Source organism: Streptomyces sp. NBC_00388 (assembly GCF_036061255.1).
Taxonomy (GTDB): Bacteria; Actinomycetota; Actinomycetes; order Streptomycetales; family Streptomycetaceae; genus Streptomyces.
The window spans coordinates 108,365-128,946 of sequence record NZ_CP107948.1 but is presented as its reverse complement, the minus strand read 5'-3'; the positions used below and the strand labels follow the sequence as shown (position 1 = coordinate 128,946).

17 protein-coding genes and 4 pseudogenes are annotated in these 20,582 nt (G+C 68.7%); 8 read left to right on the top strand and 13 right to left on the bottom strand.

Annotated features, from left to right (window positions below; genetic code table 11):
• Nucleotides 1-186: 186 nt before the first annotated feature.
• Together OG917_RS00650 and OG917_RS00645 are read right to left on the bottom strand one after the other, a co-directional pair.
• On the bottom strand, nucleotides 187-630 hold the full coding sequence (locus OG917_RS00650; RefSeq protein ID WP_328315493.1) for a hypothetical protein: 444 nt from the start codon (nucleotides 628-630) through the stop codon (nucleotides 187-189).
• Nucleotides 627-1,877, bottom strand: coding sequence for an IS256 family transposase (locus OG917_RS00645; protein ID WP_328315492.1), 1,251 nt, complete (start codon nucleotides 1,875-1,877; stop codon nucleotides 627-629). The genes OG917_RS00650 and OG917_RS00645 overlap by 4 nt, the downstream gene beginning before the upstream one ends.
• 296 nt (nucleotides 1,878-2,173) lie before the next feature.
• Here OG917_RS00645 and OG917_RS00640 point away from each other — a divergent pair, with 296 nt between their 5' ends.
• Complete coding sequence (locus tag OG917_RS00640; protein ID WP_328315491.1) at nucleotides 2,174-2,812, top strand: hypothetical protein; 639 nt, start codon at nucleotides 2,174-2,176, stop codon at nucleotides 2,810-2,812.
• Nucleotides 2,813-3,002: 190 nt separating this feature from the next.
• On the opposite strand, the gene OG917_RS00635 is transcribed toward OG917_RS00640, so the two are convergent.
• Together OG917_RS00635 and OG917_RS00630 are read right to left on the bottom strand one after the other, a co-directional pair.
• On the bottom strand, nucleotides 3,003-4,109 hold the full coding sequence (locus OG917_RS00635) for a trypsin-like serine peptidase (RefSeq protein WP_328315490.1): 1,107 nt from the start codon (nucleotides 4,107-4,109) through the stop codon (nucleotides 3,003-3,005).
• 573 nt (nucleotides 4,110-4,682) lie between these two features.
• Nucleotides 4,683-5,585 (bottom strand): LysR family transcriptional regulator, encoded by a 903-nt coding sequence (locus OG917_RS00630; protein ID WP_328315489.1) that lies wholly within the window; start codon nucleotides 5,583-5,585, stop codon nucleotides 4,683-4,685.
• A gap of 99 nt (nucleotides 5,586-5,684) precedes the next feature.
• Between OG917_RS00630 and OG917_RS00625 the strand changes: the two genes are divergently transcribed.
• Both OG917_RS00625 and OG917_RS00620 read left to right on the top strand, forming a co-directional pair.
• Entirely contained in the window at nucleotides 5,685-6,428 is a 744-nt protein-coding gene (locus OG917_RS00625; RefSeq protein WP_328315488.1) for an SDR family oxidoreductase, read from the top strand.
• A 648-nt stretch (nucleotides 6,429-7,076) separates the two neighbouring features.
• Entirely contained in the window at nucleotides 7,077-7,982 is a 906-nt protein-coding gene (locus OG917_RS00620) for an aldo/keto reductase (RefSeq protein WP_328315487.1), read from the top strand.
• A gap of 82 nt (nucleotides 7,983-8,064) precedes the next feature.
• On the opposite strand, the gene OG917_RS00615 is transcribed toward OG917_RS00620, so the two are convergent.
• The gene (locus tag OG917_RS00615; protein WP_328315486.1) at nucleotides 8,065-8,220 is read right to left on the bottom strand and encodes a hypothetical protein; all 156 of its coding nucleotides are present in this window, start codon (nucleotides 8,218-8,220) and stop codon (nucleotides 8,065-8,067) included.
• Between the two features lie 23 nt (nucleotides 8,221-8,243).
• On the opposite strand from OG917_RS00615, the pseudogene OG917_RS30595 reads away from it, so the two are divergent.
• Nucleotides 8,244-8,521, top strand: a pseudogene (locus OG917_RS30595) (Tn3 family transposase); the annotation flags it as partial.
• Between the two features lie 266 nt (nucleotides 8,522-8,787).
• On the opposite strand, the gene OG917_RS00610 reads toward OG917_RS30595, so the two are convergent.
• Together OG917_RS00610 and OG917_RS00605 are read right to left on the bottom strand one after the other, a co-directional pair.
• Nucleotides 8,788-9,411: an NADPH-dependent F420 reductase gene (locus OG917_RS00610; RefSeq protein WP_328315485.1), complete on the bottom strand. Its 624-nt coding sequence runs from the start codon at nucleotides 9,409-9,411 to the stop codon at nucleotides 8,788-8,790.
• Between the two features lie 33 nt (nucleotides 9,412-9,444).
• Nucleotides 9,445-10,179 (bottom strand): SDR family NAD(P)-dependent oxidoreductase, encoded by a 735-nt coding sequence (locus OG917_RS00605; RefSeq protein WP_328315484.1) that lies wholly within the window; start codon nucleotides 10,177-10,179, stop codon nucleotides 9,445-9,447.
• Nucleotides 10,180-10,323: 144 nt separating this feature from the next.
• Here OG917_RS00605 and OG917_RS00600 point away from each other — a divergent pair, with 144 nt between their 5' ends.
• Nucleotides 10,324-10,917 carry a TetR/AcrR family transcriptional regulator gene (locus OG917_RS00600; RefSeq protein ID WP_328315483.1) on the top strand — a complete coding sequence of 198 codons (594 nt, stop codon included), beginning with the start codon at nucleotides 10,324-10,326 and terminating at the stop codon, nucleotides 10,915-10,917.
• A 380-nt stretch (nucleotides 10,918-11,297) separates the two neighbouring features.
• Here the strand turns inward: OG917_RS00600 and OG917_RS00595 are convergent, their stop codons facing one another.
• Nucleotides 11,298-11,663, bottom strand: a complete 366-nt coding sequence (locus OG917_RS00595) for a hypothetical protein (protein ID WP_328315482.1) — start codon at nucleotides 11,661-11,663, stop codon at nucleotides 11,298-11,300.
• Between the two features lie 110 nt (nucleotides 11,664-11,773).
• On the opposite strand from OG917_RS00595, the pseudogene OG917_RS00590 reads away from it, so the two are divergent.
• Nucleotides 11,774-12,169, top strand: a pseudogene (locus tag OG917_RS00590) (M15 family metallopeptidase); the annotation flags it as partial.
• A 400-nt stretch (nucleotides 12,170-12,569) separates the two neighbouring features.
• Here OG917_RS00590 and OG917_RS00585 read toward each other — a convergent pair.
• The gene (locus OG917_RS00585) at nucleotides 12,570-12,968 is read right to left on the bottom strand and encodes a hypothetical protein (RefSeq protein WP_328315481.1); all 399 of its coding nucleotides are present in this window, start codon (nucleotides 12,966-12,968) and stop codon (nucleotides 12,570-12,572) included.
• Nucleotides 12,969-13,190: 222 nt separating this feature from the next.
• On the opposite strand from OG917_RS00585, the pseudogene OG917_RS00580 reads away from it, so the two are divergent.
• Nucleotides 13,191-13,384, top strand: a pseudogene (locus OG917_RS00580) (aspartate 4-decarboxylase); the annotation flags it as partial.
• Here OG917_RS00580 and OG917_RS00575 read toward each other — a convergent pair.
• The 3 genes and pseudogenes from OG917_RS00575 to OG917_RS00565 form a co-directional block, all read right to left on the bottom strand.
• Nucleotides 13,376-14,519, bottom strand: a pseudogene (locus OG917_RS00575) (aspartate-alanine antiporter); the annotation flags it as partial. The pseudogenes OG917_RS00580 and OG917_RS00575 sit on opposite strands and share 9 nt — an antisense overlap.
• 818 nt (nucleotides 14,520-15,337) lie before the next feature.
• Nucleotides 15,338-16,540 carry a glycoside hydrolase family 1 protein gene (locus tag OG917_RS00570; RefSeq protein WP_328315480.1) on the bottom strand — a complete coding sequence of 401 codons (1,203 nt, stop codon included), beginning with the start codon at nucleotides 16,538-16,540 and terminating at the stop codon, nucleotides 15,338-15,340.
• Between the two features lie 160 nt (nucleotides 16,541-16,700).
• Nucleotides 16,701-18,950 carry a glycoside hydrolase family 3 C-terminal domain-containing protein gene (locus tag OG917_RS00565; RefSeq protein WP_443059046.1) on the bottom strand — a complete coding sequence of 750 codons (2,250 nt, stop codon included), beginning with the start codon at nucleotides 18,948-18,950 and terminating at the stop codon, nucleotides 16,701-16,703.
• Nucleotides 18,951-19,063: 113 nt separating this feature from the next.
• Here OG917_RS00565 and OG917_RS00560 point away from each other — a divergent pair, with 113 nt between their 5' ends.
• Nucleotides 19,064-19,645, top strand: a complete 582-nt coding sequence (locus OG917_RS00560; protein ID WP_328315478.1) for a TetR/AcrR family transcriptional regulator — start codon at nucleotides 19,064-19,066, stop codon at nucleotides 19,643-19,645.
• Here the strand turns inward: OG917_RS00560 and OG917_RS00555 are convergent.
• Nucleotides 19,642-20,565 carry a formylglycine-generating enzyme family protein gene (locus OG917_RS00555; RefSeq protein ID WP_328315477.1) on the bottom strand — a complete coding sequence of 308 codons (924 nt, stop codon included), beginning with the start codon at nucleotides 20,563-20,565 and terminating at the stop codon, nucleotides 19,642-19,644. The two genes, OG917_RS00560 and OG917_RS00555, sit on opposite strands and share 4 nt — an antisense overlap.
• Nucleotides 20,566-20,582 lie beyond the last annotated feature (17 nt).

Genomic DNA, 20,582 nt, shown 5'->3' with positions numbered 1-20,582 from the left:
CGGCAGCCTGATCGGCAGGAATGCTCGGGTGGTTCCGATGACCGATGCAGCTGTCGAGGTGCCCGTTGTCCCTGCGCCCGCATTCCGGTGAGCACGTACCGTCGCTGACTGCGCGGATCGCACGGGCGAGCAACCCGGCTGGCACGACGGCGATATGGGTGCGCGCCCGGCTGGACGGAGCAATAGTCAAGAGTTGTGGGTGGGGCCTTCCGACGCGGGGATCTCGGCTGCTGCGAGCCCGGCTTCGTCGCGCACCTGTGGGTCGGAGTGGTGGAGGAACGGCTCGATCAGCAGCCGGGCCCGCGGGTCGTGGGTGGCGCCGAGGATGTAGAGAGCGTGTTCGAGGAGTTCGCGCTCCATCGTCGGCATGGCGGACGCCAGGGGTTCGACAAGGTCCAGTGGCAGGCGGTGGTGGTTGAACGCCTCGCTGATCGAGTTCAGGGCGGACTCGCGGACCCTGGTCACTGATTCGTTGAGGGCCAGGCTGACCAGGCGACCGACGACCAGGCGGGCGGTGTCGGTGTCGAGTGCGGTGCCGCGCAGGCGGTCCCCGAGGTCGGCGGCGGCGACATCCCGACGGTTCGGATCACGGTCAGTCAGCGCTTCAAGTGCCGCAAACACGTCGTTCATGCCGCCACCTCGACCCGCTCGACCAGGACGCCGTTCTCGAAGCGCGCACCGGAACGGACCAGGGCCACGAGGTGGGCGCCGGTGATCGCGCGCCATCGCGCCTGGGCGGACTCGACGAGCTTGAACACCATCGCGAGCGCGGCCGCCGGGCTGCCGGCTCCCCGGGTGACCTTGGTTCGCAGCTTGACCGTGGAGAACGTGGACTCGATGGGGTTCGTGGTCCGCAGGTGGATCCAGTGCTCGGCCGGGAAGTCGTAGAACGCGAACAGTTCCTCCCGGTCGTCGGTGATCTTCGCGACGGCCTTGGGGAACTTGGCGCCGTAGGTCTTCGCGAACGCCTCGATCGCCTTCTCAGCGTGGCCGCGGTCCTCGGCGTTGTAGATCTCCTGCATCGCCTTCGTCGCCCCCGGCTGCGCGGACTTGGGCAGGCAGTTGGTGACGTTGCGGGATTTGTGAACCCAGCACCTCTGCGGCCGGGCGGCCGGGAACACCTCGGCGAGCGCCCGCCACAGGCCCATAGCGCCGTCGCCGACGACCAGCTCGGGGTCGCGCATGCCGCGGCGTCGGCAGTCGCGCAGCAGGTCGGCCCACGACTCGGTGGACTCCCGCAGGCCCTCAGCCAGCGCGATCAGCTCCTTCGTGCCGTCCAGTCGCACGCCGAGCAGGACCAGCACGCACGAGTGCGCCTGGCCGAGGCGGACCTTCGGGTGCACGCCGTCGGCCCAGACGTAGACGTAGTCACGGTCGGACAGGTCCCGGGTCTGGAAGGCCGCATGGTCGTCGCTCCACTGCTTCGTCAGCCGGGTGACAGTGGCCGGGGACAGGCCGGCGGCGCCGCCGAAGAACTGCTCCAGCGCGGGGACGAAGTCCCCGGACGACAGTCCGTGCAGGTAGAGCAGCGGCAGCACCTCGGAGATCTTCGGCGACTTGCGGCACCACGGAGCCAGGATCTTCGAGGAGAACCGCTTGCGCTCGCCCGTTGCGTCGTCGACGCGTCGGTCGTTCACCCGCGGCGCGGTGACCTCGACCGGGCCGGCCGCGGTGACCACGGTGCGGGGCCGGTGGTGGCCGTTGCGGACGACCAGGCGGTGCCCACGCTCGTCGGTCTCGGCAGCCAACTCGGCTATGTACTGGTTGACTTCCGCCTCCAGCGCGGCGGCCAGCATCCGACGGGCGCCCTCGCGGACGATCTCGTCGATCAAGGAGCCGGACTGGGTCGAGCCGTCGTCAGTGATTACGCTGAGCACGGGCGTGCCTTCCCGACCCGCGCTGCAACGCGGGCCTACTCGGAGACCATCAAAGGATCATTCGGGAAGGTACGCCTTCCGCGTTCCTGCCGGAACTGATCCACAGGTCTCCAGCATTGCTCGGCTGGACGGGCTGTGGTGCGACGAGGGCTTCGCCGGCTGGTACCCGCGTGACGGACGTCCGGGTCTCTCGCCTGCTCAACTGGCCACCGTCTGCGTCCAGTTCCTGCTCGGCCTCTCGGACCGGGAGGCCGTCGAGGGTCCGCTGCCGCATCGACTGCAAGTACGCGATGGCCATGGAGCGGAACGATTCCGGTATCCATCACAGCGTGCTGGCCGACATTCGCGACCGTTTGGCTGAAGACGACCGTGCGGACCGACTCCTCAACCTCGCGCCGGCCCGCCTCAAAGAGGCCGGCCTGGTGTGCGAGCGCACCACGCAGTGCACCGACTCCACCCACCTCCTGGCCACGGTGCGTGACCTGACCCGCCTGGAGCTGATCACCGAGGCGGTCCGCGCCGCACTGGAAGAAGTCGCTGGCACCTCCCCTCATCTGCCGGCCGAACTGGTCGTCGAGAACTGGGGCCGCCGTTACGGCCGACCGGTCCGCCTGGGCAAGAACCCCACCGACGGCCCCACCGTGATCACGGACGTGGCCACCACCGCGGCCACCACCCATGACAGCCAGGTCCTGCCCGGCATCCACACGCGCCTGGCCACCGCGGGCTGCTGCCCACCGAGCACTTGGTCGACGCCGGCTACACCTCCCTGCCCCACCTGGAACAAGCCACCCGTGAACACCAGGTCACCGTCTCCGGGCCACTCCGGGCCAACCCCACCCGCCAACACCGCCAGGCCGAGGGCTTCGCCCGGGACCACTTCTACATCGACTACGACCGCCAGCCCGGGCTTTCCTGCTCCCAGAGCCAGGTAAGCCCGGGCTGGCAAGGCCCCTACCCGACGTCCTCGCCCACCGCGGCCCCGCTGATCGTGGCCAGGTTCACCAAAAGCCAGTGCCGGCGGCCCTGCCCGGCCCGCGCCCAGTGGACCACCACCGCCGCCGACAGAGTCAAGCTAGTGCGGGTCTCGGCGGCTGAAGCCGAACCGTGCTTCAGCGGATGGTCCTAACGCGACTGCGCCCAGTCGTAGAGGCGGTGGGCGCTGTCGCCGAGGCGCGTGGCGTAGAGCGTGGGGTTCTGCCCGCCCGCGAGTTCCTCATCAGTGGTGGTGACGCCCACGACGGTGCCGGTGCCGGTGCGGGTGTCGAAGTGGGCCAGGTGAGGTCCACCGCTTGAGCCGCCTGACATGTCACAGGTCTCACCCCACAGGAGGGGGGCCTTGGGCCCGGGGTGGCTCGTGCCCGCGCAGTGGATCATGCGGGATCCGACGTACTTGTCCCCGGGGTCATTGAGTCCGTCCTTCGGGTACCCGAAGGTGTGGACGAATTCGTCCACGACGGGCTGGTCGAACCCGATTCGCTGGCTTCCGGTGACTTCCTCGATTGGGTGCCCCCCGGCAGCGGGGTTCGCCACGAGGAGCCCCGTGTCGTAGCCATCGGCAGCGATGTCCGACGATGCGGTGGTGTTCGGATCGGCGTTCCAGCGGGAAGAGGTGGCCATGGTCCTGATGCTGAAGCCACCGAGCGGTTTCGTTCCGTTGCGATAGCCGGGCACGAAGTAGATGTTGTGGTTCCAGGTGTCGTCGTCCGAAGGCGTACCGACGCCTCTCAGGCAGTGTGCTGCAGTGATGACGGTACTGCGGTTGGCGCTCGTGACGACCGTCGCAGTGCAACTGCCGTCGTAGCCGTCGGAGAAGGTAAAGAACAGGCGGCCGACGTTCTTCTCCACCGCCCCGCCGTGAGTCCACACTGACCCGGATTCCGGAGTGTTCGCGGGAAACGGCCGCGGGTCGTCCGGCGTGTTGTCGTCCTCGGGTATGGGGGTGATCTCGGGGATCACAGCGCCCGCAAGCTTCATCCGCTCGGGGCTCCAGTAGGCGTTGACCCGGTCGCGTTCTTGCGCGGTCCCGGCGCCGGCGTGGGTGGTGATGGTGTCCGGTCCCGCCGCGTCGCCGCTGATGGACGACGGGTTGTGCGGTGCGGTGTTGGCGGCCGCGGCCGGCGTGACCAGCGCGACGACGGCAGCCGACACTGTGACGGTGGCCCCGATCGCGCGGCGGAGGGTCTTGCGGGTGCCCTGCTGACCGCGTGGGCAATGAGACGGTATGCGCATACGCCGGACAGTAGGCACGCGATGTCAGGAAGCAGTCAGAGAAGTATGCAGGCAGTGTCAGCACGGCGGGTCGGCGGGTCTTTTTGACCGACGGTTGCCCCTGCCGTGAAGCGAGCCGGCAGGCGAGAGCGGCGCGGAGGACGTACCGGCGGGGGCTCACCCCACCGCTGTGATCGTCGTGGAAGGCGGGGCCGACGTCAGCCGTGAGCCCGGGACCGCACGCTCCCTTGCCAGCAACGCACTTCGCCAACCAGCTCGGGCGGGATGAGGATCTGCGTCAGTGGAGGTCGAAGTCTGCGGAGTCGCTGTCGAGAGAGTGATACTTCGCCTCTGCCATCGTTCCGCTGCATCTGAGTGACTTCGGCCTGTGCGACGTCCCGCAGGCCGTGCCCGTCAGAAACTTCCAGACGATCCCCTTGCGGACCGTCCGGTCGTCCAACTGCTTCCGCCCTCGCTCCGACCGAGGCAACACAGGACAGACGAACTGCCACTCGGTAACGGACAGTTCATGGCGACATATCACCCGACCATGATCGACCACGCAAGATCATTTGAAGACACCGCCGAGAGGGGTCAGCTGACCGGCAGCGTGCTGTTCCTTCGCCGGGAGGCTGTGCCGAGCAGTGTACGTGCGACGTCTTCCAGTGATCCGAGCAGCGGGTTCGGATCGACGGCGCGCGTGACGAGCACGACCTCGCAGGGGTCGGTGTCGATGATGGGTACCAGGGCGATGTCCTCGCGCACAGCGGCGCGTCGATCGCTGGCAGGGAAGAGCGCGACACAGTGGCCGGTGGCGACGAGCTCCAGTTTGTCCTCGTAGCTGTCGTCGATCGCGGGCGGAGGTGGTGCCGGGCGGTCACCGACCGGCTTGGGCGTGCTCCAGACGACCGGAGTGCTGACACAGGCCACCAGTTCCTCGTCCGACAGCGCCCGCAGGCTGACTGCTTCCTCGTTCGCCAGAGGATGACTCACCGAAGTGACGAGCACCCGCGGTTCCTCATGGAGCTTGGTCACCCGGAGGCCGTCCGTGGAGAAGGGGAGGGGTTTGTATGCGACGAGGGCGTCGACCCGCCCCTCGGCGAGTGCGCGCGTGTCCCGCCAGTCGAGGTGTCGGGTGCGGACCTGCCCTTCAGGGTGCCGGCGGCGCAGTTCCTGCATACAGGCGGTGATGACCAGTCCCTCGGCGCAGCCGACGGTGACAGTAGGAGGCCGCACGGCGGCCCTGACCATTCGAGCGGCTTGCTCGGCCTCCTGGAGCAGCATCCGGGCCCGGGGAAGGAATGCCCGACCGGCGTCGGTGAGGCTGGTGCCCTGCGGCGAGCGGTCGAAAAGCCGCACACCGAGCTGAGCCTCCAACCGCTGGATCTGGCGGCTCAGGGACGGCTGCGCCAGGTGCAGCCTGGTGGCGGCCCGGCCGAAGTTGCCGTACTCCGCCACGACGGTGAAATAGCGCACGAGCCGCAGATCGACGTCCATCCGCCCAGCGTACGTGGCGCGCTGTCATGCGCCAGGCGCATGACGGCATACGGAACAGGTCTTGGACAAGGGGGGCTGATGGCTACTTGGCTTGAGGGCATGACCACTTATGACGGCAAGAAGATCGTGATCACTGGCGGAAGCAGCGGTATCGGCATGGCTACCGCCCGGTTGTTCGCGGACGGTGGGGCGCAGGTACTGATCACCGGCCGCACCCGATCCACCCTGGATGCCGCGCTGGAGCAGCTGGGGGACAAGGCGGTCGGCGTCCTCAGCGATGCGGCGTCCCTGAAGGACATCAAGGCGCTGGCCGGCACGGTTCAGGAGCGGTTCGGCGCGGTGGACGCGCTGTTCGTCAACGCCGGGGTTACCGCGTCCGCGCCGTTCGAATCGACGACGGAGGAGATGTACGACGCGCTGTTCGACATCAACACCAAGGGCCCATACTTCACGGTGCAGGCGATGGCGCCGCTGTTGCGCGAGGGAAGCGGCGTGGTCCTCACCACGTCGGTGGTGAACGTCCTGGGCCTCGACGCGCTCAGTGTCTACTCGGCGAGCAAGGCAGCCCTGCGGTCGATGACGCGCACCCTGGCCCGCGAGCTGCTGCCGCGCAAGGTGCGTGTCAACGCTGTGAGCCCCGGCCCGACCGACACAGGCGTCCTGGACCGCACCGTCCCCGCCGACGTCGCCGAGACGCTGAAGGACACCTACCGGAGCACCATCCCGATGCAGCGGCTGGGGACTCCCGAGGAAGTGGCCGCGGCGGTGGCGTACTTGGCGTTCGGTGCGACCTTCTCGACGGGAGCGGAGTTCGCTGTCGACGGAGGGGCGTCGCAGCTCTAGTGTCGGCGAGGAAGCCGGACCACCGCTCCACCTGGTTGATCCAAGAGGAGCGGTGGGCGTGAAGTGCAGGTGGAACCGGGGTGTTTCGCCAGCCACGCCTTGATGGCCGGGGTCTTATGGGTGCCGTTGTTGTCCACGAGGAGACAACAACCAACGATCAGAAGGTCCGAAAGAAGCCGCCTAGGGAGCGGTCTCGTACTCAACTCTCGTCCGCCCCGCCCCCGGTAAGCCCAGAAGATCAAAAGCGCTGACAGCCCCATCAGTTCGCCACGAACCCACGGGGGCAACCCCCGAGACCTTTGACTCAGGCACGGAACGGACCTGCTCGCCTCGTGTCCCCACTCGCTGCTCGCGGGCAGGTCGCGTTCGGCCTCCCAGGTCCGAGCCCCATCCGACCGACCGACCGGGGGGATCGCCTTGCCTGGCGGTGCTGGATGCAGCCATCATCGTCTGCCGCATCGGCAGGACAGCACCACAAGGTCTGAAAGCTCGCCCCGGCCGACGCTCTCTTGTCAGGTCCAACGGCGTTGTCATGGTGGTTAGTTCCCGGTAATAGTGTGACGTTTCGCCCAGCCCGATGACCTGTCGCAGGGCACCTGGACGGCCCCATACTCCGGGACCTGACGGATCGACGGGTGAGGGAGCACGGTGAGCGCAGCGGCGGCAGCTGGGACTTGGAAGCTCGGGGGCCTGGAGGTGAATCGCATTGGCTACGGCGTGATGCGGCTGACGGGCAACGACATGATGGGCAACTCCGACGGCGCCCCGATCGACCGCGATATCGCCGTCGGCCTGCTGCACAGTGCGTTCGAGCAGGGGGTCCATCACATCGACACGGCCGCCTTCTACTTCTCACCAGTGCGGTCCGCGAACGAGCTCATCAACCGCGCCCTCTCGTCCTGGTCCGGCGATGTGGTCGTGGTGACCAAGGTCGGGCCGGGGCGTGATCCCTCCGGCGAGTGGCTCGATACGGTCCGCCCCGACCAGTTGCGTGGCCAGGTCGAGGAGAACCTGCGCCAGCTCGGCCGGGACTGCCTGGACGTGGTGAACCTGCGCGCCGGCGGCCCCTGCACGGCCTGGATCGCCGAGCAGTTCGGCGCCCTCGCTGAGCTGCGCGAGGCCGGCCTGGTCCGGCACCTCGGACTCTCCGGTGTGCGGCCTGAGCAGGTGGCCGAGGCCCAGAACATCGCGCCCGTTGTCTGCGTGCAGAACTCCTACAGCCTGGACTGGCGCCGCGCCGACGAAAGCGGGCTGGTGGACCTGTGCGAGGAGCAAGGCATCGCCTTCGTACCGATCTTCGCAGTCTCCGGTCTGAGGCGCGAGGCAGCCGCAGGTCAGGAGCACGACTCGCGGGTCCACTCCGTCGCTCGCGCCCACAACGCCACGCCGGCCCAGGTACGGCTCGCCTGGACCCTCCACCGAGGTCCGCACGTGCTGGCTATTCCAGGTACCACGAACCCGGCACACCTCGCGGAGAACATCGCCGCCGGAAGCCTGTGCCTGACCGAAGAGGAATTGACTCTCCTCAACAAACCGGACGAGGGCGCCGTCTGAGACTCTGCTCGCGATGCTCGGTGAACTTCCCCAGTCCGTTGAGAATCGGACCGAGAGGGGCGAGGAATGTCCCGGGTCGTTTTCAGGAATCGCCATCAGGACACGCGGAACCGGGTTCGAGGCCGGCCTGGAGAAGCTGCCGGGCCGAGTCTGCGTAGCGGGTGGCGGTCTTCTCGTCGATTCCGAATACGAGCGCGAGGTGGAGCGGGTCGGCGCCGTGGGTGATCGCCTTGGCCACGGCCACCTTCGTCTCCCACGACCGGGCAGCTATACCAGCGCTACCAGGGGGGCATGGCGGACCAGATCGGTGCCCTCGGACTCGTCCTCAGCCCCCTCGTGCTGTCAACACCCGCTATACGGACGCTGCCCTCACCTACCACCGCGCCGACGGATTCGAAGTCCGAGCCCAGGACGTCGCCCAATTCTCGCCCTTCGGCCGTCACCACATCAACGTGTTGGGGCGGCACTCCTTCCACCTTCCCGATCTGCCCGGCGGGCTGCGGCCCCTGCACGACCAGCACGCCACCGACGATGAATGACCGGTGCCGGCCGGGGAAAGCTGCGCTGGGCCTTCCCCGGGCGAGGCTCATTTGACCAGCACGAACGACACGGTAAACCGGTCCGGCGTCGGTGAAAGGGCGGGGAGAGGGAGGTGACGGCAGCGGTTGCCCCGGAGGTCCGGCCGCGTAAGGGCAGATCGTCAGCAGGAGCAACGGCAGAACACCGAGCCTGTCGAAGTCGCCCGGGTCGGAGGTGAGACCCATGGGGATGGACACGTCTCCGGGGCAGGTTTTGAGCGCTTCGTTCAGGCGGGAAGTTCGGTGATGCTGAGGGCGAAGTCCAAGTTCCCCACGCCGTGGTTGGCGAGGCCGACCGTGACCACGCCTGCTCCTTCCAGCCAGTGCGCCATTGGCAGGCCGCCGACGTCCAGGGGGCGCAGCCCGAGACTTTCGATGAACGCCTCCACACGTTCCTTGGCCTGTGCATCGTCGCCGGCGATGAAGACGTCGGGCCGGCCCTTCTCCAGGACGTGTCGGAAGATGGTGTTGAACGCCTTCACCACGCTGGCGCTGGCTGGGGCAGTCTTGGCGATTTCCTGCGCGATGGAGGTCTCCTCGCGGTGGGCCAGCCCGTCGAACGTGGAGTTGAAGGGGTTGCTGATGTCGACGATGATCTTGCCCGCGAGAGCGTCACCGTACTGGGCGACGGCCGGAACGACGCCGTCGTACAGCAGGGCCACGATGACGAGGTCCCCGGCCGGGGCGGTGCCCCATTCTCCCGCCGTGGTGCCGCCGCCGAGAGCCTGGGCCAGGTCAGCGGCCTTGGACTGATCGCGACCCATGATCTCGACGGTGTTGCCGCCCGCTACCGCTCGCGCGCCGATGGTGCGGGCCATGTTCCCGGTGCCGATGATGCTGATGTTGCTCATGAGGTGTCCTGCCCTGGTTGCGTGTTGTCGGGTTCAGATGGCGGTGGTGCCGCCATCGGCGACGAGTTCCATGCCGTTGACGTAGCTGGAGTCGTCGGATGCGAGGAAGAGGGCGGCGGTGGCGATTTCGTCGGGGCGGCCCATCTGGCCGCGGGGGATGAGGGACTCGAACTGGCGCTTGGTGGCCTCGTCGAAGAGTTCTTCCTGCTTGGCAGTGGCGACCTGGCCGGGGGTCAGGACGTTGACGCGGATGTGGCGGTCCTTGAGCTCGTTGAGCCAGATTCGAGCCCATGCCTGCTGGACGGCCTTGCTGCCGGCGTAGACGCTCCAGCCGGGGAAGGCACCGAGGGAGGCGTTGGAGCCGGTCATGAGGATGGAGCCGCCGTCGTTGAAGAGCGGGAGGGCCTTCTGCACGGTGAACAGAGTGCCGCGGGCGTTGAGCCCGAACCAGGTGTCGAACTGGGCCTCGGTGATCTCGCCGAGCGGGGCGGGTTCGCCGCCACCGGCGCTGGCCCACAGCACGTCGAGGCTGCCCTTCTCCCGCTTGACCGTGTCGTAGAGGCGGTCCAGGTCGTCCAGGTCGGCGGCGTCGCCCTGGACGCCGGTGACGTTGCGGCCGATCTGCCTGACGGCCTCGTCCAGGGCGTCCTGGCGGCGGCCGGTGATGAAGACGTGCGCTCCCTCGTCGACGAACAGCTTCGCGCCGGCCAGTGCCATGCCGGTGGTGCCGCCGGTGATGACCGCAACCTTGCCGTCAAGCTTTCCCATAGTCATTCCCTTGAGTTCGTAGTGCCCTATTTACCTGCGGCGATGACGTTAAGTACACCGCCCTGTGTGCTTACGGTACTGGGTGGGCGGCGGGGGCGCAAACTATGTACACCGGTCGTTACCTAACTGCGGTACGATGGCCTCATGACGGAGTTGGAGAAGGGCCCCACAGGCCGCCGCCGCGGCCGGGGCGCCCGCGAGCGCATCATCAGCGCGTCCCAGCAGCTGTTCCGCGAGCAGGGCATCAACCGCACCGGCATGAACGAGCTCTGTACGGCGGCCGAGGTGTCCAAGCGCACGGCCTACCAGCACTTCGCCGGCAAGGACGAACTCGTCGCCGAGTACCTGCGCCGGTTCGACCCCTCCGTGCTGTCCGGCGTGTTCGACCGCACCGACCTCACCCCCCGCGAACGGCTCCTCGCCGCCTTCGACATCTCCCCAGACACACCCCTGTGCCCGTATATCGCTGCCGCCGTGGAGCTCCACGACCCCCAGCACCCCGCGTCCCAGTACGCGCGCGAGTACAAGAAGGCCGTCGCCGCGCGGCTCGCCGACACCGCCCGCGAAGCCGGCGCCGCCGACCCCGAACAGCTCGGCGAGCAGCTCGCGCTGCTCATCGACGGCGCCGCGGCCCGCACCAGGGTCCTCAACGCCGATGCCTTCCCCACCGCCGCCGCCATCGCCGCCGTCCTCATCGACAGCGCCATCCCCGCCACAGCCGGCGATGAGCGGCGGTGACGGCGGACCAAAGGATGCGTCGAGTTGACGCGGCACCTCGCGGCCGGGCTGGGCGCGGGGCAGAGGAAGAACGGTGAAGCAGAGTTACTCCCTGCGGGACAACGCGCATGAGCATGCCCTGCGCGCGCGTTGGCGCGTCCCGGAGGAGGACCTTGAAGCCCTTGTTCCATGATCAGGGCAGAGGATGAGGGTGCCGAATCCGCGGACGGGGCCGGTTGACGTGACGCCGTGGAGTGGGCGCTGCCGTTTCATCCAGGAGCAGAGCTGTAAACGGCTGACGGGGCGCTGAACGCCTTCACGCAGTGCGTACCGAGGCACTGACCGCATCAACACCCACTGCAACTCTTAACTCACTTCTTTGAGATGGGCGTGCCTGTCCGCTATGCCGTCGGGGCCGTGCGGCGGTGCAGGTGGAGGAGCAAGGCGAGCAGCCCGAGCGGGGCAGCTATGGCAAGTGTGCCGACGGCGTTGTGTTCGCGGGTGGCGACTGCCTCGGAGCATCCGGACGTGCCGAGCTCGTCGAGCCGGCCTTCAGGGCCGTACTCCTGTTTTGTGAAGGCGTGTCGGTCGAACAGGGCGGGCACGCCGCAGGACATCGGCTCCGAAAAGTTTCCTTCGTTGTCGAAGGAGGGCGGGATCAACATCAGTCCGATCGCGAGGAGGAAACCGACGGTCGCCGGTATCGCGAGGATCCAGGCCCCGACGATGAGCTCACGGTTGGCCTTGGGGGCATTGGTTTCGGTCATGCTGGGAGACGATACGTCCGAACCCAGCTCGGGTGGGATGAGGCGCTGCGTGAGTGGAGGTGACCACCCCCGGCTGCTGTGTGAGCTCGGCGCCACCGACGCAGTCCGCATACGCAGCCCAACTGCGTTCCGAACACCCGGAGTGGGGCGCTGAGCAGGTTTCGCTCGGCAGCCAGCCGCTACGTGTCTCCGCCCGAGATCGCACCGCACAGCGCTGGGGCGGCTGTTGACCTGACCTTGCTGACGACGGCGGGCGCGAAATCGACTTGGGTACTCGTATGAACGCGTCTTCTGAGGAGAGCGCGGGCGCTTGTCATACGCAGGGCCGACAACATCAGCGACGAGACTCGCTCCCATCCGGACATCCTGAGTACTGCGCTGACCGCAGCCCAGCCGGCCTGGTCAACTACCTCACGGAGTGGTGGCACTGGTCCTACGGTGACCGCTACTGGGCCCTGCGTACAGGAGGGGCAGTCGCCCACTACGGACCCAGGGAACCCGGCTGACCGGAGACCTCACAGCGGCCCCGAACTCCAAGGAGTCGACCTGGGTGCAGGCCAGAGACCCCGGCCTGCACCCGAGGAAGTGACACGTTTCCTGAGACGAACTCGCCATGACACGACGTGAGACGGCTTCAAGAGCCGCAGGTCAGGAGCGATGCCCTACGACACGAATCGCGAGATCCTACAGCCGTGTAGGGGCTCAAAACCTGCTTCATAATCTCGGCGCCAGCTGCGTACGGATGGCATTTGTGCAGCCATCGTGAGGCTCACAGCTCGGAACGTTCGCTCTTCCGGTTGGCGTGAGGGATAACCTCTCCACGCGGAGAGCGAGTCGGCACCTGAGACCACGGGAAGCCGCAGCCTCGCACAGCATCTGCGGCCCCCTGGCCGCACGCCCCGGACCTCAGAAGCCCTGGCCGCCGGCGTGGCCGTGGCTGCCGTGTCCGTGCCCGCCACCGTGGCCGTTGCCGTGGCCGCCGCCGTGTCCGTGCCCGCCACCGTGCCCGTGCCCGCCGCCGTGTCCGTGCCCGTGTCCGTGCCCGTGACCGTGCCCGTGGCCGCCGTGACCGTGCCCGTTGCCGTGTCCGTGTCCGCCACCGTGACCGTTGCCGTGACCGCCGCCGTGTCCGTGTCCGTGGCCGGGCCTGCCGTCGCCATAGTTGTGGTCAGTCGCGGCAGACGATGTTGCCGTTGCCAGGTGGGGGGTGCGGGGCTGTGCCGCGTGTGCGGCGCCAACGCCGCCGATCGCCAGGGCAAACGCGGCAGCGGCCAGGGCCACGGCCTTGAGCGGGGAGGTGTGCATGGAAGATCTCCTTCTGCCCGGAGCGGCACGTACGCCGCTCCCCGGGCGTGCGCCGGTGCGCACGCCATGACACTGACTCTTCCCGGGAAGCAGGTCGGGCCCGGCCCGCCACTCCGTGCACCACTCGACCGGATGACTCCGGCGGTTGTACCGGCCGCCAGATGCCGTCCTCCGGGGTTCGATCCTCCCCGAGGCCATCTGTGCGGCCTTGGGGCACACCTAGGGTTCCGCTCGCTCGCCGCCGATCTGCCGCGCAACACACTTCTGGTGTACTCGTACTCCAAGCACTCTCGTACTCCAAGCACTAAGGTGCGACCGGCTGGCGGCTCGGTGTCATCGGGCTCCATGACGACAACGTCATCGACGCGACGCTGGCCGGGCAGGACGCACAGGAGAAGGCGCGGCAAATCCGTCGCGTCGTTCTTGACCACGGCGCCGATCTTGGCGACGAGCTTGTTCAGTCCGGCGCGGGCACCCACCAGGGTGAGCACGCCCCCGCGCTGGAGGATCGTCTCCCCGGAGGCCGGGAGCTGCTGGTCGTTGCGCAGGACGTCGGTGATGTACACCCCGTCCTTGCGGAACTCCGGATGGGGCCGCTCCATCTGGTCGATCGACGAGCCGGCGGTGGTCTTCTCGGTCACCGCGACCTGGCGGGTGGCCAGCGGGGCGTCGAGACCGGGGACCGCCGGGGTCTCCGGGCCGATCTCCCGGCCCGCTTCGATGATCGCGGAGCGCCTGCCGACGAGCTGGACGAGGTCGCTCAGGGTGAGTTGGACACCGGGGGAGGGGAGCGAGGAGCTTGCTGCCCCGCTTGATGCCCTCCACTGTCACCAGGCCGCCGAGTGACGACTCCAGGTCGCCGACGGTCCGCCCGTCCGCCAGCGTCACCAGGTACGTCCGCCCGACCGTGCCCGGCAGCGCCTCGCGTTCGTCGGACTCCAGGCCGTGGACGCCGCCGCGCATCTTCTGCCACGGCTCGCGGGAGGCGTCCGCGAGGTTGATCCGCAGCAGCATCGGCATGATCTGGCTGGTGAACAGCACGATGGTGATCAGACCGAAGAGGTAGCAGACGGTGTACGCGGTGGCGATGTGGCCCTGGTACTCGGCGATCTGGGCGGAGGTCAGTCCGTCGAGCTTGCCGATGGCCTCGGTGGCCGTACCGACGATGGCGGACTCGGTCGCCGCCCCGGCCAGGATGCCGGAGGCCGTACCCACATCGAGGTCGAACGTCTGGGCGATCCCTTACGCGATGCCGAGGACGCAGACCAGTTCGATCGGACACAGCGCGAAGAAGCGCAGGCTGTTGCGGTTGAGGTTGGCGAAGATCCGGGGGCCCGCCATGTAGCCCAGCGAGAAGATGAACAACGCGAAGAAGATGGTCTTGACGTTGTCGTTCACGCTGACGTGCCGGGTGCCGATGAGCAGCGAGACGATCAGTGTCCCGCAGATGCCTCCGGGAGTGACGGGGCCTACGCGGAGCTTCCCCACCAGGTAACCGGCGGCGAGGCAGAGGAAGAGCGCGAGTTCGGGGTGGTCCCGGACTACGCCTATTTCGCCTCGATCACTGGAGGGGTGAAAGCCTTCAATAGGGATATAGGTGAGAAAGTAACAGGACGGGGTATGAGGGCGCTCGTGGCGTGGCCCGCACACCTGGAGGGGTCCTGCGGAAAGCGGTGAGGCGCGGCGCCAGGCACCGAGCCTCACCTGATCCGAACAACGGCCTCCGCCTGGCTGGAAGTCCCGCGTAGGGGCTGTCGAATGAGCCGCCCGGCATGCGTATGGACAAGGCGCGCAACCTCGAACGCCGAAGTCCGCGGGCCAACTCTTGAATGAGCACTTCCCGTGTGACAACAGTGAGGCCATGGGCCGGGGCTTGCGCCGCTAACCTCCGCCCTGTTCATTCTGCTGCTCACCACGTCGCGACGGCTGTCGCACTTCACGCACCCGTGCGACGCGGCGCACACGTATCGCACACGTATCGCGCGCGCGAGACCGGGGATCGCCAGCCCGCGGCCGGAGTGGCCGCGTGTGTCCCTGTCCGGCGCGGTATGTCGCCGGACCCGCGCCGACCACCCCTTGTCGGAGTGAAAGTGCCCCTTGGAGGGGCACTTTCCCGCCGTCAGAGCGCAGTTCCGGGGTATGCCACGATGGGCACCCGGCGCGATCCGGGCCGCGACCAGGGCGGGACCTGATCCGCCACCCTGGTCTGGGTGGCCGTGTATGTCTCGGGCACCCGCCCAGAGCCCCCTTTTCGGGCCCCTGCCGCGTGCTGGTGAGCGCATGTCGCGAAGCTGGACCCGGTCTGGTGGCCTTTCCGGCTGTCGGGGAGCGGCGGCCCGGCGAGCGCAGGGCGGGGGAGGCGCCCGGGTTCAGTACTCCGTGGGCAGGACTCGGGTACGGCCGATGGCGCCGAGCCAGGCGGCCGAGGGCTTGGGGGCGCGTGCGAAGGTCTCCCGGTCGACGGCGATCAGGCCGAAGGTGGGTGCGTAGCGGCCCCATTCGTAGTTGTCCAGGGCGCTCCAGTGGAAGTAGCCGCGGACGTCGATGCCCTCGCGCATCGTGGTGGCCAGGGAGTCCAGGGCTCCGGTGGTGTAGTCGATTCGCCGTGCGTCGTCGGCGGTCGCGATGCCGTTCTCGGTGACGATCAGCGGCGTCCCGCCGGAGACGGAAGCGCTGTGGCGCAGGGCATGGCCCAGCGCCTGCGGGTAGTACTCCCATCCCATGAGGGTGCGTTCCGCGTCCTGGGGTACGGGCAGCCGGCCCTGCGGGCCGATAAGAGTGCGGGTATATGCCTGCACACCGAGCCAGTCGTCTCCGCGGGCGGCTTCGATGAAGACGTCCTGTCGCGGGTGGCGGAATGAGTCGGCGACGTCTTCGGATCCGGGGAGGGGCTGGCACACGAGGTTGGCGATGGACCAGCCGGTATGTACGTGCGGAGCAAGGGACTTGACGGTCTCGACGGCGCGGGCGTGCGCGCGTACCAGAGCATCGGTGGTGGCCTCGTCGGGTGCCGGTGGGTTCTCGGTGAAGGACACGGCCTGGCCGGAGGCCAGGGCGGTCTGCGCGGCAGCCATGACAGTGACGATGTTGGGTTCGTTGATGGTGCACACATGCGCCACGTCCGTGGCGTAGATGGGCGCGGCTGCGGTGAGGAACCGTGCGAACAGTTCGTCCGATCCGGCGGCGGCCCATCCGCCGCGCTGGGCGAACCACAGGGGGTTGGTGAAGTGGTGCAGGGTCACCATGGGGCGTAGTCCGCGTTCCCGGGCGCCCTCCACCATGCGCCGGTAGTGGGCGATGGCGGAGCGGGAGAACTCGCCCGGGGAGGGTTCGATGCGGGCCCATTCGATGCTGAACCGGTAATCGGTGAAGCCGAGTTCGGCCAGCAGGTCCATGTCTTCTCGCCAGCGGTGGTAGCTGTCGCAGGCGTCGCCGCTGGGCTCTTTGACGATGGGGTTCTGGCTGTGCTCGAACTCCCACCAGTCGCTGTTGGTGTTGCCGCCCTCGATCTGGTGGGCGGCGGTGGAGGCGCCCCAAAGGAATCCTTCGGGCAGACGTCGTGTATCCGGCATGAGTTGATTCTCTCTTTCATGTAGATGTGGGGCCTGCGGCTGGGTGGCGTGGATGTGAGTGGGAACGGTCGCGACAGGTCAGCGGACCCGGCGGATGCGGTCGATGCAAAACCCTCCAGCGAGGGACAGGGCGATCGACAGGGCGGACAGGGGGTTGCGGTCAGCCGCCCGCGCGTACCAGGGCGATCAGGCGGTCCAGGTCGTCCTGGTTGAGCGGGACGGCGGGGAGCCGGGCGATCTGGGAAAGCCGCATGCCCAGCACTGACCGGTAGCGGGAGCTGCCTTCCCCGGGGTAGTTCTCGCCCAGGGCTGCGCGGACCTTGTCGAGCAGCCCGTCGAGTGCCGGCCCTCCCACCGGGTGCGCGAGCCACACCGCGAGCGAGGAGTCGGCGTCCGGAGTCGGCACGGCCTGGTCGCCCGGCACGGTGGCCGCGCCGCTCAGCCGCAGGTCGCGGCTGGAGGCGCCGACGTCCACCCGGTAGTCCAGGCCCTCCACGGCCCAGGCTCCGGCGGCGGTGTCGAAGTAGGCGAGGTCTGTCCGGGGGATACGCACGGTGACATCCCGCGTCTCGCCTGGCTCCAGGTCGGTGATCGTGAAGCCCTTGAGCTCCCGGGCCGGACGGCGGACCCGTGAGCCCGGCGCCCCGACGTACACCTGCACGACCTCGCGGCCCGTGCGCCGCCCGGTGTTGGTGACCGCCACGGTGACGTCGAGCCCGTCGTCGCCGGCCGCCGTCCGCAGATTGGTGTAGCCGAAGTCGGTGTACGAAAGCCCGTGGCCGAACGGGAAGGAGACCTCGATCCCCCGGGTGTCGTAGTAGCGGTATCCGACGAACAGGCCCTCACCGTAGGCTGCGTGGCCGTTCTCGCCGGGCCAGTCCAGGTGGGCGGGGGTGTCTGCGAGCCGCAGTGGAATCGTTTCGGCCAGGCGACCGGACGGGTTCGCCGCGCCGAACAGCAGGTCGGCCGTCGCTGAGCCGCCGGCCTGACCGGCCAGCCAGCCCTCCAGCACGGCCGGGACCCGGCCCATCCAGCCGGACAGCCGCACCACTCCGCCGTTCGCCAGCACCACCACGGTCCGGGGGTTCGCGGCCGCCACCTCGGCGAGCAGCCGGAGCTGTTCCTCGGGAAGTTCGAGGTGCTCGCGGTCGAAGCCCTCGGACTCGAAGCTCGCGGGTAGCCCGAGGAACAGCACGGCGACGTCCGCGTCGGCCCCAGCCTGCACCGCCTCCGCGCGCAGGCCGTCCGCGTTCGCCTGAGGGTCATCGACCGGGAAGCCGGGGGCGAAGGTGACCGTCGCGGCAGGTGCGGCGGCGGTGATCGCGGTCAGCGCGTCGTCGAGACGGGTCGGAGTGACCTTCGAGCTGCCCGCGCCCTGGTAGCGGGGCGTGCGTGCGAACTCGCCGATCACGGCGATGCGCTGGGCGGCCGATGGGTCCAGCGGAAGCAGCCTGCCCTCATTTTTGAGCAGCACCGCCCCGCGCACGGCGACCTCTCGGGCCAGCTCGTGGTGCTCGGACGGGTCGAAGGCGGCGTCCGGACGGCGCTGTGCGGCTGCCTTCCGGGCGAGCTCGGCGACCCTGGCGGCGGACGTGTCCAGCAGCCGTTCGTCGAGCTCACCGGTCTCGATCGCTGTCCTCACGTGGGTCGGACCGGCTGCGCCCGAGGTGGGCATTTCGAGGTCCAGGCCTGCGGCCAGCGCCCGTGCCCGGTCGACGACCGCGCCCCAGTCGGAGACCACCAGGCCGTCGTAGCCCCACTCGCCGCGGAGTACGTCGGTCAGCAGCCATCGGTTCTGCGAGGCGTGCACGCCGTTGACCCGGTTGTAGGAGCACATCACGGTCCACGGGCCCGCCTCGGTCACCACCCGGCGGAAGGGCGCGAGGTAGATCTCGCGCAGGGTGCGTGCGTCGACGTCCGCACTGACCGTCATCCGGTCGGTCTCCTGGTTGTTCGCCGCGAAGTGCTTGAGGGAGGCGCCGACGCCCTCCGCCTGCAGACCGTTCACCCAGGCCGCGCCCAGCACGCCGCTGAGCAGCGGATCCTCGGAGAAGTACTCGAAGTTGCGTCCGCACAGCGGGCTGCGCTTGATGTTGACGCCCGGGCCGAGCAGCACGTCCACACCGTGTGCGTGCGACTCGTGGGCGAGCGCGCGGCCGACCCGTCCGGCCAGTTCGGTGTCCCAGGTGGAGGCCAGGGTGACGGCGGGTGGGAAGCAGGTGGCCGCGGCGCTTTCGTTGATGCCGAGGTGGTCGGCCTCCTCCTCGGTCTGCAGCCGCAGGCCGTGCGGGCCGTCCGCCATGCGCACGGCAGGGATGCCCACCTCCGGGAGAGCGGCGGTGTGCCACCAGCCTCTGCCGGTGGTCAGCGCAGCCTTCTCGCCGAGGCTCAGCCCGGCCACTGTCGTCATCGAGTCGGTCACGGTTGCTCCTCGGGATGGGTTCTGCCGCCTGGCGCCAAAACAGTACGGTGTCCTGTTTTTTTCGGCAAGAGGTGTCGCCCGCCCGTCGTAGGGTTGGGGGTGTGAAGGCGAAGAGTTCCTATCCCAAAGGGGTCGCCAAGCGGGAGGAGATCCTCAGTGCCACCCTGGAGATCTTCGGACGCGAGGGCGAGCGAAACACCACGCTGCGCACGGTCGCCAAGGAGTGCGCGATCAGCCTGACCGGGCTGATGCACTACTTCGAATCCAAGGACCACCTGCTGACCGAGGTGCTGCGCGCGAACGACCACGCCGCCGAGGCCCGGTTCTTCGACCCGGGCGCCGAGCATGATCCGGGCGAGTTCCTCGCCCGGTCGATGACAACCACCCCCACCAGCTACGCTCGGGCACGCCTTTACGTGACCCTGGTCGCCGCCTCCACCGACCCGGCCCACCCCGCGCACGCCTACCTCGGCGAGCGCTTCACGGCCGTCCGTTCGGTGATTGCCGGGTACGTCGAGGCCGAGCAGCGGGCGGGCCGGGCGGGCCCGGAGCTCGACCCGCAGCACACTGCCGCAGCCCTGGTCGCGGCCTGCGACGGCATCCAGATCCAGTGGCTCAGCGACCCCGCGATCGACATGGCGGACCACGTCCGCCGCGTCTGGCGGTCCCTGCTGAACGGCTAGCCGACCGTTCGAAAGCCGCAGTTCCCACTGCTGGAGACCGGCGTGTTGGCCGAGCGGGCGGCTACCCGGTAGCGGTGGCAGTAGGAGTGGTGGCACAGATAGGAACCGCCCCGCAGTACTCGACGATCGCCGCCCGCCGGGCCCTCGGGGTCGATCAAGGGTGACGCCGCGTAGGAGTCGGGGGCGAACCAGTCGGCGCACCACTCCCAGACGTTGCCCGCGACCTCGTACAGGCCGAAGCCGTTCGGTGGGTACGAACGGACCGGTGCGGTAGCCGGCCAGCCGTCCTCTGCGGTGTTGCTGTGCGGGAAGCGGCCCTGCCAGATATTGCACAACCACCGCCCGTCGGTGACGAGTTCATCCCCCCACGGAAAGCGGCGGCCGGTCAGGCCGCCGCGCGCCGCGTACTCCCACTCGGCCTCGGTCGGCAGTCGGCGCCCTGCCCAGGCGCAGTATGCCCGGGCGTCATGCCAGTTGATGTGCACCACGGGGTGCTCCGGCTCCGCCGAGGAGAGCGGGCCGTGCGGGTGGCGCCAGTCGGCCCCGCGCACGTCCAGCCACCAGGGGACGGCCGGGTCGGCTCCCAGGACGTCGGCCCGTTCGGCGGCGACCGCCAGGTGGAACACCGCGGAGCGCCCCTCACGCTCGGCGAGCGTGGTGTACCCGGTTGCCTCGGTGAACGCCGCGAACATCGCCGTGGTGACCGCCGTGGCGTCGATCCGGAACGGGGCGAGGCGCACCGCGTGCACGGGGCGCTCGCCGTCCGTGGTGTAGCCCTCGTCGAAGTGGTCCCCCATGAGGAACTCGCCACCGGGCAGCGCTACGTCATCGTGCGGGGGCGCGACCTCGGCCGGAGCGGGCAGCGCTTCCGGGCGCCCCGTCCGCGAAGTCGGCGCGCAACATGCCATTGACCTCTCCATCACACGAGTATATGAAT

Coding starts and splice junctions, on each gene's coding strand:
- OG917_RS00650 (WP_328315493.1), bottom strand. CDS start 630: ATGAACGACGTGTTTGCGGCACTTGAAGCGCTGACTGACCGTGATCCG.
- OG917_RS00640 (WP_328315491.1), top strand. CDS start 2,174: ATGGAGCGGAACGATTCCGGTATCCATCACAGCGTGCTGGCCGACATT.
- OG917_RS00635 (WP_328315490.1), bottom strand. CDS start 4,109: ATGCGCATACCGTCTCATTGCCCACGCGGTCAGCAGGGCACCCGCAAG.
- OG917_RS00630 (WP_328315489.1), bottom strand. CDS start 5,585: ATGGACGTCGATCTGCGGCTCGTGCGCTATTTCACCGTCGTGGCGGAG.
- OG917_RS00625 (WP_328315488.1), top strand. CDS start 5,685: ATGACCACTTATGACGGCAAGAAGATCGTGATCACTGGCGGAAGCAGC.
- OG917_RS00610 (WP_328315485.1), bottom strand. CDS start 9,411: ATGAGCAACATCAGCATCATCGGCACCGGGAACATGGCCCGCACCATC.
- OG917_RS00605 (WP_328315484.1), bottom strand. CDS start 10,179: ATGGGAAAGCTTGACGGCAAGGTTGCGGTCATCACCGGCGGCACCACC.
- OG917_RS00600 (WP_328315483.1), top strand. CDS start 10,324: ATGACGGAGTTGGAGAAGGGCCCCACAGGCCGCCGCCGCGGCCGGGGC.
- OG917_RS00595 (WP_328315482.1), bottom strand. CDS start 11,663: ATGACCGAAACCAATGCCCCCAAGGCCAACCGTGAGCTCATCGTCGGG.
- OG917_RS00585 (WP_328315481.1), bottom strand. CDS start 12,968: ATGCACACCTCCCCGCTCAAGGCCGTGGCCCTGGCCGCTGCCGCGTTT.
- OG917_RS00570 (WP_328315480.1), bottom strand. CDS start 16,540: ATGCCGGATACACGACGTCTGCCCGAAGGATTCCTTTGGGGCGCCTCC.
- OG917_RS00565 (WP_443059046.1), bottom strand. CDS start 18,950: ATGACGACAGTGGCCGGGCTGAGCCTCGGCGAGAAGGCTGCGCTGACC.
- OG917_RS00555 (WP_328315477.1), bottom strand. CDS start 20,565: ATGGAGAGGTCAATGGCATGTTGCGCGCCGACTTCGCGGACGGGGCGC.